The organism is Paenibacillus sp. BIC5C1 (genome assembly GCF_032399705.1).
Classification (GTDB): Bacteria; Bacillota; Bacilli; order Paenibacillales; family Paenibacillaceae; genus Paenibacillus; species Paenibacillus taichungensis_A.
Window position 1 is genome coordinate 5697438 of record NZ_CP135922.1, and the last position, 16023, is coordinate 5713460.

Annotated in this window: 12 protein-coding genes and 2 tRNA genes; 4 read left to right on the forward strand and 10 right to left on the reverse strand. The window is 45.5% G+C overall.

Translation table 11 applies throughout. From position 1 onward, the window contains the following. Positions 1-17: 17 nt before the first annotated feature. The 4 genes from clpX to RS891_RS25525 all read right to left on the reverse strand — a co-directional run bounded on the left by clpX (position 18) and on the right by RS891_RS25525 (position 4570). Complete coding sequence (clpX, locus tag RS891_RS25510; protein WP_063566713.1) at positions 18-1271, reverse strand: ATP-dependent protease ATP-binding subunit ClpX; 1254 nt, start codon at positions 1269-1271, stop codon at positions 18-20. A gap of 12 nt (positions 1272-1283) precedes the next feature. Continuing rightward, entirely contained in the window at positions 1284-1874 is a 591-nt protein-coding gene (gene clpP / locus RS891_RS25515) for an ATP-dependent Clp endopeptidase proteolytic subunit ClpP (RefSeq protein ID WP_024633993.1), read from the reverse strand. A 377-nt stretch (positions 1875-2251) separates the two neighbouring features. Then, a complete protein-coding gene (gene tig, locus RS891_RS25520; RefSeq protein WP_113055884.1) occupies positions 2252-3592 on the reverse strand; it encodes a trigger factor in 1341 nt (446 codons plus the stop codon). 135 nt (positions 3593-3727) lie between these two features. Beyond that, positions 3728-4570, reverse strand: a complete 843-nt coding sequence (locus tag RS891_RS25525; protein WP_113056041.1) for a hypothetical protein — start codon at positions 4568-4570, stop codon at positions 3728-3730. A 325-nt stretch (positions 4571-4895) separates the two neighbouring features. Here RS891_RS25525 and RS891_RS25530 point away from each other — a divergent pair. Together RS891_RS25530 and RS891_RS25535 are read left to right on the forward strand one after the other, a co-directional pair. Continuing rightward, positions 4896-4969 (forward strand) — tRNA-Arg (locus RS891_RS25530). 426 nt (positions 4970-5395) lie between these two features. Continuing rightward, positions 5396-6628: a CynX/NimT family MFS transporter gene (locus RS891_RS25535; RefSeq protein ID WP_113055885.1), complete on the forward strand. Its 1233-nt coding sequence runs from the start codon at positions 5396-5398 to the stop codon at positions 6626-6628. A 239-nt stretch (positions 6629-6867) separates the two neighbouring features. On the opposite strand, the gene RS891_RS25540 is transcribed toward RS891_RS25535, so the two are convergent. From RS891_RS25540 to RS891_RS25550, 3 genes are all read right to left on the reverse strand, one after another. Then, positions 6868-10857 (reverse strand): S8 family serine peptidase, encoded by a 3990-nt coding sequence (locus RS891_RS25540; RefSeq protein ID WP_315793555.1) that lies wholly within the window; start codon positions 10855-10857, stop codon positions 6868-6870. A 382-nt stretch (positions 10858-11239) separates the two neighbouring features. Next, a complete protein-coding gene (locus tag RS891_RS25545) occupies positions 11240-12013 on the reverse strand; it encodes a class I SAM-dependent methyltransferase (RefSeq protein ID WP_113056042.1) in 774 nt (257 codons plus the stop codon). Between the two features lie 312 nt (positions 12014-12325). Then, positions 12326-12399 (reverse strand) — tRNA-Arg (locus RS891_RS25550). Positions 12400-12684: 285 nt separating this feature from the next. Here RS891_RS25550 and RS891_RS25555 point away from each other — a divergent pair. Next, positions 12685-12978, forward strand: a complete 294-nt coding sequence (locus RS891_RS25555) for a magnetosome magnetite crystal formation protein family (protein ID WP_113055887.1) — start codon at positions 12685-12687, stop codon at positions 12976-12978. 78 nt (positions 12979-13056) lie between these two features. Here the strand turns inward: RS891_RS25555 and RS891_RS25560 are convergent, their stop codons facing one another. From RS891_RS25560 to RS891_RS25570, 3 genes are all read right to left on the reverse strand, one after another. Further along, positions 13057-13185: a hypothetical protein gene (locus tag RS891_RS25560; protein ID WP_256336669.1), complete on the reverse strand. Its 129-nt coding sequence runs from the start codon at positions 13183-13185 to the stop codon at positions 13057-13059. Between the two features lie 91 nt (positions 13186-13276). After that, positions 13277-13633: a hypothetical protein gene (locus tag RS891_RS25565; protein WP_064635807.1), complete on the reverse strand. Its 357-nt coding sequence runs from the start codon at positions 13631-13633 to the stop codon at positions 13277-13279. A gap of 25 nt (positions 13634-13658) precedes the next feature. Next, positions 13659-13958 (reverse strand): hypothetical protein, encoded by a 300-nt coding sequence (locus RS891_RS25570; RefSeq protein ID WP_113055889.1) that lies wholly within the window; start codon positions 13956-13958, stop codon positions 13659-13661. Between the two features lie 194 nt (positions 13959-14152). Here RS891_RS25570 and asnB point away from each other — a divergent pair, with 194 nt between their 5' ends. Beyond that, a complete protein-coding gene (asnB, locus tag RS891_RS25575) occupies positions 14153-15997 on the forward strand; it encodes an asparagine synthase (glutamine-hydrolyzing) (RefSeq protein WP_315793556.1) in 1845 nt (614 codons plus the stop codon). Positions 15998-16023: the final 26 nt, after the last annotated feature.

Consider the following 16023-nt stretch of genomic DNA (forward strand, 5'->3'; position numbering starts at 1 on the left):
GGAATATTCACCTGTAGTTAGGCACTTTCTTCCTGCTTGTCGTCCTTGGATTGGCTCAGTTCAGGCACGACTCTCTTCTCAACGACCTCTTCGGTAATGACACAGTTCGTAACATCATCACGGGAAGGCACTTCGTACATAATCTCAAGCATAATGCCCTCGATAATTGCGCGCAGTCCACGTGCACCCGTGTTACGTTTAATGGCTTCTTTCGCAATCGCAAGCAATGCGCCTGGTTCGAACACCAAATTTACATTATCCAGTTCAAGCAATTTTTGGTATTGTTTCGTAAGCGCATTTTTTGGTTCGGACAGAATCCGTACCAATGTATCTTCGTCCAGCGGCTCCAAAGTGGAGATAACTGGCAAACGGCCTACAAACTCCGGAATCAAACCGAATTTCAGCAAGTCTTCCGGCAATACCATACCCAGATATTCACCTGGTTTAAGATCTTTTTGTTCCGCAACGGTGTTAAAGCCGATAACTTTTTTACCGATCCGGCGTTTGATCATTTGCTCCAGACCATCAAAGGCACCGCCACAAATGAACAAAATGTTGGTGGTATCAATCTGGATGAATTCCTGATGAGGATGCTTACGACCACCTTGTGGTGGTACAGAAGCTACAGTTCCTTCCAGAATTTTAAGGAGCGCCTGTTGGACACCTTCACCCGATACATCACGTGTAATGGATGGGTTCTCGGATTTACGCGCTACTTTATCAATTTCATCGATATAAATAATGCCGCGCTCTGCTTTTTCCACATCATAATCAGCAGCTTGAATCAGCTTGAGCAGAATGTTCTCTACATCTTCGCCGACATAACCTGCTTCAGTCAATGAAGTTGCATCAGCAATAGCAAAAGGAACATTAAGGATTTTAGCCATCGTTTGCGCAAGCAACGTTTTACCAGAACCCGTAGGCCCTAACAGCAAAATGTTACTTTTTTGCAATTCAACATCCTCAATCTTACTTTGCGTGTTGATCCGTTTATAGTGGTTATAAACCGCTACAGACAAAGATTTCTTTGCCTGATCCTGTCCAATGACATATTGGTCTAGAATATCACGGATTTCTTTCGGTTTTGGAATATCTTTGAGGTCCAGTTCTTCGTCATGACCGAGCTCTTCCTCAACGATTTCAGTGCACAGTTCGATACATTCATCACAAATGTAAACGCCTGGTCCAGCGACCAGCTTGCGCACCTGTTCCTGAGATTTACCGCAAAAAGAGCATTTCAGTTGCCCTTTCTCATCGTTAAATTTAAACATGAAACCACCCCTTTAGGAATTGATCGGTCTGCTGAGCACCTGGTCAATAATGCCGTACGTTTTGGCTTCTTCAGCACTCATGAAAAAGTCACGGTCTGTATCCCGCTCGATTTTCTCAAGGGGTTGACCTGTACGATCGACGTATATTTGATTCAGTTTCTGACGTGTTTTAATAATCCATTCTGCGTGAATTTTGATATCCGCAGCCTGTCCTTGAACGCCGCCAAGCGGCTGATGAATCATTACTTCGCTGTTAGTCAGCGCATATCGTTTGCCAGGAGCACCGGCTGTCAGCAATAACGAGCCCATGCTTGCTGCCATACCTACGCAAATGGTCGATACATCCGGCTTGATATATTGCATCGTATCGTATATACCCATCCCTGCGGTGACAGAACCACCAGGTGAATTAATGTACAAGCTGATATCCTTCTCAGGATCGTCGGCTGCCAAAAACAAAAGCTGCGCTATGACAAGATTGGCTACATCGTCATCAATCGCACTGGTTAAAAAGATAATGCGATCCTTCAGCAAACGCGAATATATATCGTAAGACCGCTCGCCTCGATTGGTTTGTTCAACAACCATTGGCACCAGACTCATGAGACCAACCTCTTTTCTACATGTAATTAGACATAGGCTACCTGTAAAGCAAACCCAAATTCATTCTAACACGTTCCTGTGACAATGTCATTTTTCACAAGTGGTGTCAAGAGGGAGTGAGTTTACTTTTTTGCCTGATCATATTTAACCATGTTTTCTATGTATGTGCAAATCGGAGCAATCCTATGCCGTTTCACCTTTTTTTATTTGCAGGAGAACCATAGGACGCTGGATATGCATAACCAATACCGCGACAATTTTCCATCCATATTATTACTGAATCATCTATAAAATGGATGCCATAATTTAAAAATAAGGCACGCAATGATTCACGTGCCTTATCGTTTATTCAGCTGCTCATTACATAACAGCTTGTCTTATTTTTCGTCAGCTTCTGCAGCAACTTCTTCAGCTGGAGCTTCAACAGCTTCAACGACTTTGCTGTTCTCAACGAGAACATCGATCGTTTTACGCAGTTTCACTTCGTCACGAAGGCTGTCCAGGGAACCATTACCCTCGAGAATGCCACGAATCTCTTCAGCAGGACGCTTGTAAGACTCAGCCATTTTTTCGAGTTCTTGGTTAACTTCTTCGTCAGACACTTCGATGTTTTCAGCTTTACCAACTGCTTCAAGAACCAAGTTGTTGCGAACGCGTTTGGAAGCATCTTCCTGCATTTGTCCTCTCAGGTCAGCTTGTGTTTGACCAGAGAAGCTCAGGAACATTTCCAGGTTCATACCTTGGTTGCGAAGACGGTTGTCGAAATCACGCATCATGTTTTGTACTTCGCTGTCAACCATTGCAGAAGGAATGTCCACTTCAGCATTTTCAGCCACTTTTTCTACAACAGCATTTTCTTGAGCTGCTTTGGCTTCGTCTGCTTTACGGGATTCCAATTGTTTTTTCAGATCAGCTTTGTACTCTTCAAGCGTATCGAATTCACTAACATCTTTAGCAAACTCGTCATCCAATTCAGGAAGTTGTTTACGTTTGATTTCATGTACTTTCACTTTGAATACCGCTTGTTTGCCAGCCAGTTCAGCTGCATGGTAGCTCTCTGGGAAAGTCACTTCAACGTCTTTGAAGTCGCCTGTGGACAGACCCACAACTTGCTCTTCAAATCCTGGGATGAACGTGTTGGAACCAAGTTCCAAAGAATAACGCTCAGCTTGTCCGCCTTCGAACGGTACACCATCAACGGAACCGTCAAAGTCGATTACAGCAACGTCGCCGTTTTGTGCAGCACCTTCGTCGATAACAACGAGTTCTGCGTGACGTTGTTGAAGACGCTCGAGCTCTTCAGTCACTTCAACATCAGTTACTTCGTGTTTGGCTACAGCAACTTCAACGCCTTTGTAGTCACCCAGTGTAACTTCTGGTTTAACAGTTACTTTCGCTTTGAACTTGAATACTTGTCCTTTAGCGAATTGTTCGATATCTACATCAGGACGATCAACCGGGAAGATATCCGTTTGGTCGATTGCTTCTGTGTAAGCTTCAGGAAGCAAAATGTCAATTGCTTCTTGATACAAGCTTTCCACACCAAAACGAGCTTCGAAGATTGAACGTGGAACTTTACCTTTACGAAATCCAGGTACGTTTGCTTGTTTAACTACTTTATTAAAAGCTTTGTCGAGTGCTGCAGTTACACGATCTGCACCCACTTCAACCTCAAGAACCCCAAGGTTCTTCTCTATCTTTTCCCAAGTTGCTTTCATTGTATACTTTCCCCTCCAAAATTCGCATGTTCACGTAGGCAATCACGTACAAAATAACCATTTTAGTATAAACAAGATTAGATTCTTTTTCAAGGGGAATCCCTTGATACGGTTTGAGGAAAACGTTTCCGGCTCCTATTGACCGTCCAAACCGGCAGAAACAAACTGCTTCATCGATCGATATGCTTGCTCCAGACGAAAGCGCATCGCCCCTGTCACAGCATACATTGAGCGAGTATCTTCCTCGTCATGCGAACCGCCCAGACTGTCTGCAACGGTCATATGTAGAGCGGCTGCCCATATATCTGTCATGGAATCATTTTCTTCCAACATGGACATGTAATCACGTGTTCCGTACACGGCCATGACATATTGAATCCACAGTTCTTGTGCAAAATAAAAGAGTGTAGGTTCATGAACCTCAGTCTGATCTGCCACCCTTTCAAGAATCTGAACAATCTGAATCGGGAAATCCTCAGGTCTAAGTGGAACCGTATCAATCTCCACTTCAACAGGTTCTTCCCCACGAGTAAACGCAATAATGCCTTGAACACCTCGGCGTCGTAATGTCTGAAGCACACGGAACTGAAGTAAAGGATGCAGTGTCTTGTCTTTGAGCCAACCGGTAAGCGAATCATCAATTTCTGGCCGATCGAGATATGCAAGCTGCTCCAGCGCCAGCATCGTTTGTTCAGATAAAGGTTCCTCCATCACGGTACGAAGAAGTTTATCAGCATAGCCGTCATCCTGCTCAAGTTTGGATCGGGCATGTTGACGTGCCATGTCCTCTTCGCTGATTTCCTCTTCCTCCCGCTCTTCACGAACCTCGGGTAAATCTTCCCCATAATGAGGGAATGCAGCTTCGAGCCATTCGAGCAACGCTCGCCATTCGTCGTAATGCCGTTCCTCCTGCCCTTGGCATTGCAGCAAAAAGCGAAGCAGGTCCATCGCTTCACCATAGCGTTCATTTTCTAGCATAACCGTCAATTGAATCTGGTAATAGTCCAGCGTCTTAGGAAACAGCACGATATTGTTACTGTGCTCGGTTTCCGGGGTCGTGGATTCCTTAATAGGAGCACCTCCTCTGTATCCTGAATCTCCAGTCGCAATCAACCATAAATAGATGTATATTAAACGAAAGTCGATCTATTTTTTGAGTTCTTCTGATATTCTAACATAACCTTAATTATAATGAAAAAAACGTTACCGCCGCCAAATATCATATACGAAAAATAGTTTAAAATAAAATGTTTGATATTCATCATTATTTATGATAAAATCAATTTTGCTTGAAAAAATCCATGTCTCAGTAGCTCAGCTGGATAGAGCAACGCCCTTCTAAGGCGTCGGTCGGGGGTTCGAATCCCTCCTGGGACGTAGCAAAGAAAAAGCTTCCTTCGGGAAGCTTTTTTTTTGCGTTCTGGGGATGAGAACCCCGATGGTTCGTCGGAGCATAAGCTTCGGGAGGATTACTTCGCAGTCTCGACTGCAAGGAGAGTATCCCTCCTGGGACGTATTAAAGAAAAGCTTCCTTCGGGAAGCTTTTTTTGCGTTCCGGGGATGAGAACCCCGATGGTTCGTCGGAGCCTAAGCTTCGGGAGCACAACTTCGCAGTCTCGACTGCAAGGAGAGTATCCCTCCTGGGACGTATTAAAGAAAAGCTTCCTTCGGGAAGCTTTTTTTGCGTTCTAGGGATGATTAATACGTTAATCGGCTGATGTTGACACGGGATGTTATGCTTGTTTATGTATATGTATGTATCAAAGTATACATATTAGACAAATAAACTTTAGGAGATTTACCATGCCATCATCTTTACATCAAAATGCCCCTGACCGCTCTGAAGTCGATAATTCATCGTCAGCATCCATGAAACTTGGACTCTTGCTGGCAGGCATTATCGTTATCGCAGCAACCATGCGTTCACCTATTACGGCAACAGGTCCAATTGTGGAACTGATCCGTACAGATACAGGTATAAGTCATACGTTGGCAGGCTTGCTTACCTCTCTTCCTTTGCTTGCCTTCGCGGCAATCTCTCCGTTCGCCCCACAATTGGCGCGAAGATTCGGACTAGAAACCGCTCTGTTAACTGCCATAATTCTCGTGACTATAGGTGTATCCCTCCGGTTTATGCCCTCTGTTCCCGTTCTCTTTGCAGGAACAGCGATCCTTGGATGTGGGATTGCCCTGAGCAACGTATTGCTGCCCAGTCTGATCAAAAGGGATTTCCCATTGCGAGTGGGACTCGTTACCGGACTTTATTCCGTGTCCATGAATATATGGGGCGCTATTGCCTCAGGAATCAGCGTCCCAGCTGCAGGCTTAACCTCCATGGGTTGGCACGCTTCACTGGGCATGTGGGCGATACTGTCCATTCTAGCCCTGATTCTCTGGCTGCCTCACGTCCGATCTGGACGTCGCGGTGAAGTTTACGTGGCTTCGAGAACGGAAGCGAAGCCGGTTCGTCTTATTACCTCTCCCTTAGCCTGGTATGTCACATTGTTCATGGGACTGCAATCTTTAATTTTTTACACTACAATTACCTGGTTGCCCGAGGTTTTATCTGATCAAGGTTTCAGTTCCTCTTCAGCAGGCTGGATGTTATCCCTGATGCAAATGGTTAGTGTACCAGTAACGTTCATCGTTCCCATTCTCGCTGGTCGAATGAAAGATCAACGTAAGTTGACAGCAATTACAGGGTCATGTCTGATTCTGGGATACGCATTCCTTTTAAGTGGTATTTCCTCGCTGGTAACCATTGGTGTTGCTTTAGCCGGCGTTGGAGCAGGGGCTTCGTTCGGACTTGTAACCATGTTTTTTGTACTGCGTACGTCCGATGCAAGACAGGCTGCGGGACTTTCAGGTATGGCTCAATCCTTTGGGTATATGCTGGCAGCTGTCGGACCTTTGCTGTTCGGCGTGCTTCATGATTGGACACAAGGATGGACCCTTCCCTTGCTAGTACAGGTTCTCCTTGCCATTGTATTACTAGTCGCAGGTATAAATGCCAGCAAGAATCGAGTGATCGGTTAGATTAATTACGCTCCCCTTATGAGTGACAGGCTAACAAAACCTGTACTCATGAGAGGAGCGTTTTATTATTGACGGACTTTCATGTGAACTATATTCAATTTACAACTAACAGGACAACGAATAGTTATCCATTCACGCAGCAGAGAAAAAAACAAGATAAAACGGTCTCCATCCCGCGAGATCAGGATGAAGACCGCTTATGCGAAAACATTTGCTTCAATAAATAAGTGCCGTGGAGTTTATTTCACTTTTACCGTGATCTTGTCCGTGCTGGTGACACCAGCTGCGTTGATTAACTCAGCCCGGTACGTATACGTGCCTGAAGTGCGTCCTGTCAGCGAAGTAACGGCACTTTGCGCATTAGGCGTAACCGCTTTGAGCGTTTGGGTGTCGATCAACTTATCATTTTCGTAGAGGCGATACTCAGTAGCATTGGTTCCCCACCACAAGTTCATAGTTACCTTATAATTACCGTCGCCATCCCAGTTATCTTGAGAGAGAACTGCTTTGCCTGGCGATGCGTTGGTAACCTTGACTGTCAGTGTCGCACTCCGTGTGGTCCCTTTGTCGTTCGTTAGCTCGGCTACGTACGTATAGGTGCCGTTGGCTTTACCCGTGATCTTCGTTTGGGCAAACTGTGCCAGTGGCGCATTGTAGGTCAACTTCTGCGTATCGATCAAAACCCCATCCTCATAAAGCTTGTAGCTGGTGGCGTTCTCACCCCACCACAGGTTCATGGTAACGATATATGAGCCTTCGCTCAGGCCATTACCAACCCAATTATTATGAGACAAAACAGGTGTTCCAGGCGCTTTGACGGCTGGAGTTTCAGGCTCAGTCTCCTTGGATTTCAGACTCAGTGCCGTAGTGCCTTTACCAGATAGTCCTTGTTGGTCTTTTACCGTAAGTTCAACTGCATATTCACCTGCTTGGATGCCTTCTAAAGGAAGAGTGAAGCTACCATCAGGTTTTACTTCAAATACACCCTCCTTGTAAATCGAACCATCCTCTTTTTTCAGGACGTATGTTGCGTTCAGCGCAGCCGCCGGGTCAAACTCAATGTTCCAGTTCTCTTTAAGTGAAGGAGCAACACGGAAGTACAAGTCATCCACGCTGCCATTAACAACAACAGATTCATCTTGCTTGAATTCCAGTTTTTCTGGTGCTGTTACAACCGGAGCTGCTTTTTTCACCAAAAATGGAGAGGTATCTTCGATATACGTTTTGCCATCAACACCGATTGTAGTGATATCAACCGTGTAAAGACCATCTGGAATCGTCGTTACCTCGTCGGTAGTGTAATCTGCATACTGTCCATCCCAAGCCAGATTATATCTTGTGTTGGCTGCGAAATTGTAGTAGTTTCCAAAAATAGATCCAATATATCCATCTCCATAATAGCCCCCATCCGGGTTAAGGCCATCAAAGATCTCAATAAGGGCAAAATTCATGGGATTGTAGAATTCCATAGCTACATTGAGTGTATCCAGCGAACCATCAGACTTCAATGGATAGTGGAATGGGTTCTTCTCTGTACCATATACAGTCTCAATGTATTTAACGCCTGCTAGGGTAAGATTGAAATGTGCAACATATGGAACACTAAATGTGTCCGTTCCATTAGACAACTGAAGGTATCCTTGCGCTTCCGTTACCGCAGTAACACCTTTTGGAACTGTAATGGTAACCTTCAACTCTTCCTCACCATTCAGTGTAAAAGAGCTCTTGTCCACCGCAACGGATACACCAGGAATTGTACGAGTAGGATTCACGCTTACAGTGTAGTTTCCACCGCTGCCATTCAGCGACTCCACTTTGATCGTTTTGCTGACGGTTTTTTCGTCCGTGCTGAGGAAGTTGCCAAAATTCACACTACCAGTAACATTTGGTTTCTCGACAGCCACGCCATTCTCTGTGTATTTAGTTACATCCAATACTTTAACAAATGCAGCAGGATCAATCGTTTTCACCGCTTGAATACGCCCCGCACCTTGATCAAACACATCGTATTTGGTTGTGTCGAGCACTTTACCATTGTTCATGAGTGCTACTTTAATATCAAATGGTGTCCAGTCACTGTGCTTCTCAATCAACAGGGCAACTAGTCCGGCAACATGAGGCGTGGCCATACTTGTACCTGATTTACGATCATAAGCCTGTGAATAATCTGCTCCAGGCTCGTCCTTGCCATAGGCAGGAACAGTAGACAGAATGCTGGTACCCGGTGCAACTATATCCGGTTTGATATCCAGAGTCACCTTGGCTGGTCCGCGGGAGCTGGATGGATTCATTTCATCTCCAGCCGTTTGACCTTTAACGAATTCACTAAAGCTCACTTCAACGCTTTGACCGGCATCCAGCTCAGCCTTGATACTTTCTCCATCTTCCTTCGACATGCTCAAGGTTGGAATAAGTTCAAAATTATCTCCCAAACTCACACCGATCGGGCCTGGAATATTGTTATATACGATAATAGCAACTGCCCCAGCAGCTTTGGCATTGGCTACTTTCTCTACAAACGCTAGCTCACCGCGCTGTACAAAAGCCACTTTGCCTGTAAAATCCTTGCCTTCAAAGTCGGTCGGCTTACCCAACCCAGCGAATAAAAGATCATATTGACCCGTCAAAACAGATTCCGGATCTGCCGAGAGGCTCCAGCCCATTACATCAAGTCGGTACACCGACTCAGTAACAGCCAATGGATTTTGCTCCGTTTCAGTTGGAGCAATCGCAGGCTCTTCTTTCACAGGTGCAACCTCTGGAGAGGTTTCGACTGGTGCCGAAGACGAGGCCGGCTCAACACCCTCTTCTGATTGGCTGGCTTCCACATCAAAAGCTGTATCATCGTCAGATGCTGAATCAGACAATCCAGCTTCGTTTGTTGATGGAGCTGCTTCACCGGTCACATCTTCCGGTGTGGTTGATGGTTCACCTTGAGCTGGAACTTCAGGAGTATCAGCACCCGGTGCTGTTCCCAGTTCAGGGGACGACTCAACTTCAGGGACAGGTTGTTCTTCAGGAAGCGTACCTTCACCTTCCTCACCAATCCAGAAATGAGTATTGGCTGTAATGCTTTGGCTAGGCCCTGTGGAGTTACCTACAGTGATTGCCATAGCCGATGCTCCTGGAGAACCTAATGTATAACGATTCGGGCCATCATTACCGCTTGCGACAACTGCAGTCACGCCAGACAGCATGGCATTATTAAGCGCAACTGAAGTGATATAACTTGGATCATTGGCAGCGTTACCCAACGAGAGATTGATTACGTCCATGCCATCGGCAACGGAACGGTCAATTCCACCAAGCACCCATGAAGTTTGACCACTTCCATAGGGCCCAAGAACACGATATGCATAAATATCGGCTTCAGGAGCAACCCCAACAATCCCGTAATCTCCAGCTTCACGAGCAGCAATGGTACCAGCCACGTGAGTACCATGGGATGTGTAATAGGCGCTTCCATTGGCATTAAATTCAGGTGCACCAGATAATTTCCACTCTTCATGTGTTGTTTCATAAGGATCATTGTCATTTTCAACGAAATCCCAGCCACCTTTGAAGGCGTCTTGCAAATTAGGATGTTCATAATCGATTCCTGTATCAATAACACCAACTTTGACGCCTTTTCCTTTGTACCCCAGATTCCATACTTCAGGGGCGCCAATAAAAGGTGCGGTATCTTTCATATAAGGATTTACCTCATCTGTTTCCGGAGCTACGGTAATTTCGAGGTCTGGATATACACTGACAACGCCCGGTATGCGAAGCAATTGCCCCAATTGGTTGCCCTTAAGTTCAATGGCCACACCATTTAGAGCATATGCGTAATTTTCCAATACTTCGTGTTTGATTTTATTCTGAGTGAGGCTATGTACAAATGACTGTTGTTGTTGCTCAACTTGAGTCACAGCCTTTGTTTCCATAGAGGAGGTAAAAGATTTTCCAGAGAGGGTAGATTCGCCTTGCGCAACAGCAACTGGCTTATTGGAGAGTTCAACAATGACTCTTGTATTCTCTCCCCCAAGACCTTCCAGACTCTTGTCTAAAAATGGATCTGCTGCAAGCTTTCCTTCCCGCTGGGCAAGAATCTCTCTCCATTGTTTGGCTTCGGTCTTGCTTAGCGAATTCTCAAGCTGAATACCAACAGGAGCGGCTCCGGCCGCTGGCATGATAATAGAAAAAGTCATTAGAATACTTAACAATATGGATATCAAACGTTTATTCAAGGCTATGCCCCTCCTTCTCAATATGAAAGTACCTCACCAATCGATTGGGTCCTGCAATGACAAGTACTGCAATACCTGTGACAACTCACCACCCTATCTGCAAGTAGATTGACCCTTGGTAAATTATTCTACTAAAATAGCACATTTACCTTCTAAATAATTACAATTATGATATAAAAATTACTTATATGGTTCTTGAGTAAGAGAAAAATGTTAAATTGTATTTATTTGTCGATTGAATAGTTCAATTTTAAAATATGACATAGGAAAAAAGGCCAAGATCCTCTTCATTCCGAAAGAGATTCCCAGCCTATTTGTGATCGATGGATTTCATGAAAAATATTTTATTAATTCATTTAACAGTGACACATCTTTTGCTTATTTAACTTCCCGGCTTCACTGCTTCAATTCGAAGACGCTTATAATCGGCATAGATTGCATCTTCTTTCCAGAGCTTCGGCACAACGATTTGGCTAGTTTCACGACAGATTTTCTGAATTTGCTCCTGACTCAAACCATCAAAATAGTCCCCTCCAAAATGGGCCAACCAGCCCTCTATACCCTGTTCACCATCCGCGAGTCTGGTAGGGCGGTCATAGTGGTAGGCCTGCCGCACCAAAAATCCGCATTGTTCCAAAATGTTGCTATATTGCCCGATCGTCGGGAAATACCAAGGGTTGCGCTCAGATCCACGTATGCCAGTTTGTCTTTCAAACACTTCTTCTAATGCATCTACAATGATCTGTACATTACCCTTGCCACCGAACTCTGCTACAAAACGTCCCCCAGGCTTCAAAGACTTCCATACACTATCCGCTACAAGTCGAGGACTTCGCATCCAATGCAGAGCTGCATTGGAAAAGACGGCATCATAGAGCTTGTTCGTCGCAAACTGATGTCCGTCCCCCTCCATAAAATCGATAGCGGGAAACTTCTCTTTTGCACGGCGAATCATGTCCGGTGATGCATCCATGCCAACTACCTCAGCATGCGTTACAGAAATTTCGTACGTCAAATCCCCCGTCCCACAACCCAAGTCAAGGATATACTCCCCTTTTTGAGGTTGAAGCCATGAGATTAAACTTTTGCCGTAACCCGATACAAAAGCCAGTTTGTTGTCATACTCATCCGCTTGCCATTGATTAATCGAATGCATGGATACCACCGTCGCTTTCATGATTGATATCTACATTGTGTCACAAGATAGTTTATTATTTAAATATATAAAATCTATTCACTTGATAGGTTATACCTATAAAAAAATACCAACCTCCGACGAACCTTTGGGATTCTCATCCCCTGTACGCAAAAAAGCTTCCCGTAGGAAGCTTTTTCTAACGTCCCAGGAGGGATACTCTCCTTACAGTCGAGACTGCGAAGTATTCCTATCGATGCTTATGCTCCGACGAACCATCGGGGTTCTCATCCCTTGTACGCAAAAAAGCTTCCCGTAGGAAGCTTTTTCTAACGTCCCAGGAGGGATTCGAACCCCCGACCGACGGCTTAGAAGGCCGTTGCTCTATCCTGCTGAGCTACTGAGACAAATATGTATAATAAAAATACCGCGCGATTACTATTATACTCTCATTTCTATATTTTTCAATAGTTTTATAAAAAAATTAATAAATGCATCATTCCACATGACTTGAACGTATTATTTTCATACTTAGGAAAGCTATAGAATATGAATGCTTTAACGAGGCAATATTGGAAATATTAAGCTCAGATGCGTTTAGAACATGGGCAGGCATATTCATGATGAGACTTGCTGGGTAATCATTTGCATACATACATTCTACTGGAACCAAATAAAGGAGAGAAATCGCTATGAGACAACTTTTATCAGCATTATCCTATTTTAGTATCTTCTTTGCCCCATTCCTGTTCCCCATCATAATTTGGATTGTAGCCAAAGACAACTATATTGAGGGACATGCAAAACGGGCCTTATTCTCGCATATATTCCCGTTTATTGCGGCAATCCCGCTACTTTATTTCTTCGTTACCGCCCATAGTCTGGGTTCCGCTGTCGGATTTGTAATTTTGTTTTTTGTCATTTATGCACTAAGTTTTGTGTACAATATCGTCAAAGGTATTCAAGTGCTGCGTGAATATGCCTAACCACAAGCTCCATAACCAAGTTAAAATAAACATTCAAAAACCCGCCTTTCGAAAGAAGGGCGGGTTTCTGCATTCCGGTTACTTGTTTCCCTGACGCCACGGATTTCTCTGGGCAGGACGCTTGCTGTTAATGGCGAGCACTTCCTCGGCAAACTCGGTATGATGCGCATAAAGGTTCCCTTTGTTTTTCTTGAACTTGGAAGCCATTGCTATCACCTCCCCGGAACTTGCATATAGTATGGCTCCGGGTAATTCCGCTTATCCTTTGCAGCTATCGGCATTTGTTGGAACGAATACCTTAACCTTGCCCCACCAAATAGCGTTGAAGTGTCGGTCCCAGTAATCCAAAAGCAAGTAACTCACTCTGAAACCGGGCTTTATCTTCCCCTGCTGTAATGCCCTCACTGTTCTCAAACGCTGTTTCCGTGGCATCTTCAAACGCGGTATGCATATTGTTATTGTACCAATCCAGGACTGCATCGGAATGATTGCGTACAATTCGAACGACTTCAAGCGAATTCCCCGGCTGGGTAGCCGCCACGTATACAAGCAAAGACGGATCACCCGTATTTCCAGGCTGTACTTCAACTTCTGCACAAGACAATCCATCCACTTCGGTTAATCTGCGTATTTTGGCATCCTGAATGGCATACATTTGTTATCGCGCTCCTTTGTCCATTTCATGTACTTTGTTCGATCTGGTATCGGGTCTCTGGTGTTCCCAAGCGATAAATCTCCCGATACACCTGCTGTAACACAGCTTCATATGCACGGTTTACAGACTCCTCCGGCGTATCCGGCCAAGGGAATACCATTCCTGGAAAGGCTTCTTCCTCTTTTTCCTGCATCAGATTAAGCAGTCCCAGTAATTGTTCCGCCTCCTGAGGCGTCGCCTGGATCACCCATTCATACGACGTTGCGTGCGGATCCGGAATAACGGAGCGCCCCATGACAGATACATAATAGGTCATACTGTCCATTTGCAAGTTCTCTCCTTCACAGGCATGTTGAGGCCGTTGTCCCTAGAACTAGTTTCCGAAGAGGACAGACATTTTATGCCTGCTTTCGGCATATATTTGTTACGACTTCTGACGAAAAAAACAACATTTGTGGCTGTTAGTGACTTAAGCAGCCATACGGATGAATGACTCGACTAAGAAAGGATGAACAAACCATGTGCGGTATAACCGGCTTCATACAGTGGAATCGGGATTTGACCCAGGAATCAGAGCTGCTGGTTCGGATGACGGACAGCTTGTCGAACCGGGGGCCCGACGCTTCAGGTACATGGATCTCCAATCCTTGTGCGTTCGGACATCGGCGTCTCAGCGTTATGGACCCGGAGAACGGGGCACAGCCCATGCATGCGTTACAGGGAGACACCTCCTATACCGTCGTGTATAACGGAGAACTATACAATGCACCCGAGTTGAAAAAGGAATTGCTCCAGCGCGGACACCATTTCCGCACACAATGTGATACGGAAGTGCTGCTCGCCTCTTATATTGAGTGGGGACCGGCCTGCGTTGACCGGTTTAACGGAATTTTTGCTTTTGCCATATGGGATGGCGGACGCGAACAGGTTTTTATCGCCCGTGATCGGCTGGGCGTCAAGCCCCTGTTCTACAGTCATGCAAAGGATGCACTCGTATTTGGCTCCGAACCCAAAGCACTGCTCATCCACCCGGATGTTGAAGCTGCGGTAGGCCCTGAAGGTTTGGCAGAAGTATTTATTGTTGGTCCTGCCCGGACACCTGGACACGGCGTATACTCCTCCCTTAATGAGCTCAAACCTGCGCATGCACTTATTTACAACCGAAACGGGATTAAAACCTACCCTTACTGGAAGCTGGAAAGTCAGCATCACGAACATAATCTGGATGAGACAGCTGCTGAAGTACGCAGACTGTTACAGGATACATTAGAACGCCAATTGGCTTCAGACGTTCCGGTCTGCTCTCTTTTGTCAGGGGGACTGGATTCAAGCGCTCTATCTGCGTTAGCGGTGGATTATTATAATCGTACAGGTCAAGGTCAGGTCAGTACGTATTCCGTAGACTATGTGGATAATGCAAAACATTTTCAGGCCCATTCCTTCCAACCTGGTGCAGATGGACCCTGGATTAAGCGTATGGTAGATGAACTGAAGACAGATCATCACTGGATTGAGATTGAAAATGGCGAGTTGGTTCATGCCCTGACCCAGGCGATGCTTGTGCGGGATTTACCGGGTATGGCAGATGTAGATTCCTCTCTCTATCTGTTCTGTAAGGAAATCAAAAAAGGAGCCACCGTTGCCATTTCGGGCGAAGCAGCGGATGAAGTATTTGGCGGTTATCCCTGGTTCCATCGGGAAGAGATGCTGAACTCCGGTACATTCCCATGGTCTGTAGCGCCTGATATGCGAGCAGGATTGTTATCTCCGGACATTCGGGAGTGGATCAGACCACTCGATTATCTAGCGGACCGTTACTCGGATGCTGTGGCTGAAGTGCCTTTACTCGATGGAGAGACCGGTAAGGCAGCCCAAATGCGAGTCATGTCTTATCTGAACATCACCCGGTTCATGCCAACATTGTTGGATCGGAAAGATCGGATGAGTATGGGAGCCGGGCTTGAGGTTCGGGTGCCTTACTGTGATCATCGTTTGATTCAATATGTATTCAACGTGCCTTGGGACATGAAAATGACAGGCGGAAGGGAAAAAGGCATTCTGCGCAAAGCGCTGGAAGGTGTACTGCCTGACGATGTGTTGTATCGGAAAAAGAGTCCATATCCGAAAACACATAACCCGCAGTATCTTGCTGCCGTTAAACAGCAGGTGCTGGATATTCTGGATGACGCAAGCTCACCGATCTTGCCATTAATCGACAAGGCTCAAATTCGCAAATTGGCCTCCTCGCCGGATGCTTCATCGAACCTGCCCTGGTTTGGACAGTTAATGTCGGGTCCACAGTTGTTTGCTTATCTGACACAGATCAACTCGTGGTTGCGTACGTACAAAGTGGCCATTCGATAAATAATGCTATCTTTTCATTCGTAAAA

Excerpts from the sequence above, each read along its gene's own strand:
- clpX (WP_063566713.1), bottom strand. The coding sequence starts at position 1,271 with ATGTTTAAATTTAACGATGAGAAAGGGCAACTGAAATGCTCTTTTTGC.
- clpP (WP_024633993.1), bottom strand. The coding sequence starts at position 1,874 with ATGAGTCTGGTGCCAATGGTTGTTGAACAAACCAATCGAGGCGAGCGG.
- tig (WP_113055884.1), bottom strand. The coding sequence starts at position 3,592 with ATGAAAGCAACTTGGGAAAAGATAGAGAAGAACCTTGGGGTTCTTGAG.
- RS891_RS25525 (WP_113056041.1), bottom strand. The coding sequence starts at position 4,570 with ATGCTAGAAAATGAACGCTATGGTGAAGCGATGGACCTGCTTCGCTTT.
- RS891_RS25535 (WP_113055885.1), top strand. The coding sequence starts at position 5,396 with ATGCCATCATCTTTACATCAAAATGCCCCTGACCGCTCTGAAGTCGAT.
- RS891_RS25545 (WP_113056042.1), bottom strand. The coding sequence starts at position 12,013 with ATGCATTCGATTAATCAATGGCAAGCGGATGAGTATGACAACAAACTG.
- RS891_RS25555 (WP_113055887.1), top strand. The coding sequence starts at position 12,685 with ATGAGACAACTTTTATCAGCATTATCCTATTTTAGTATCTTCTTTGCC.
- RS891_RS25560 (WP_256336669.1), bottom strand. The coding sequence starts at position 13,185 with ATGGCTTCCAAGTTCAAGAAAAACAAAGGGAACCTTTATGCGCATCAT.
- RS891_RS25565 (WP_064635807.1), bottom strand. The coding sequence starts at position 13,633 with ATGTATGCCATTCAGGATGCCAAAATACGCAGATTAACCGAAGTGGAT.
- RS891_RS25570 (WP_113055889.1), bottom strand. The coding sequence starts at position 13,958 with ATGGACAGTATGACCTATTATGTATCTGTCATGGGGCGCTCCGTTATT.
- asnB (WP_315793556.1), top strand. The coding sequence starts at position 14,153 with ATGTGCGGTATAACCGGCTTCATACAGTGGAATCGGGATTTGACCCAG.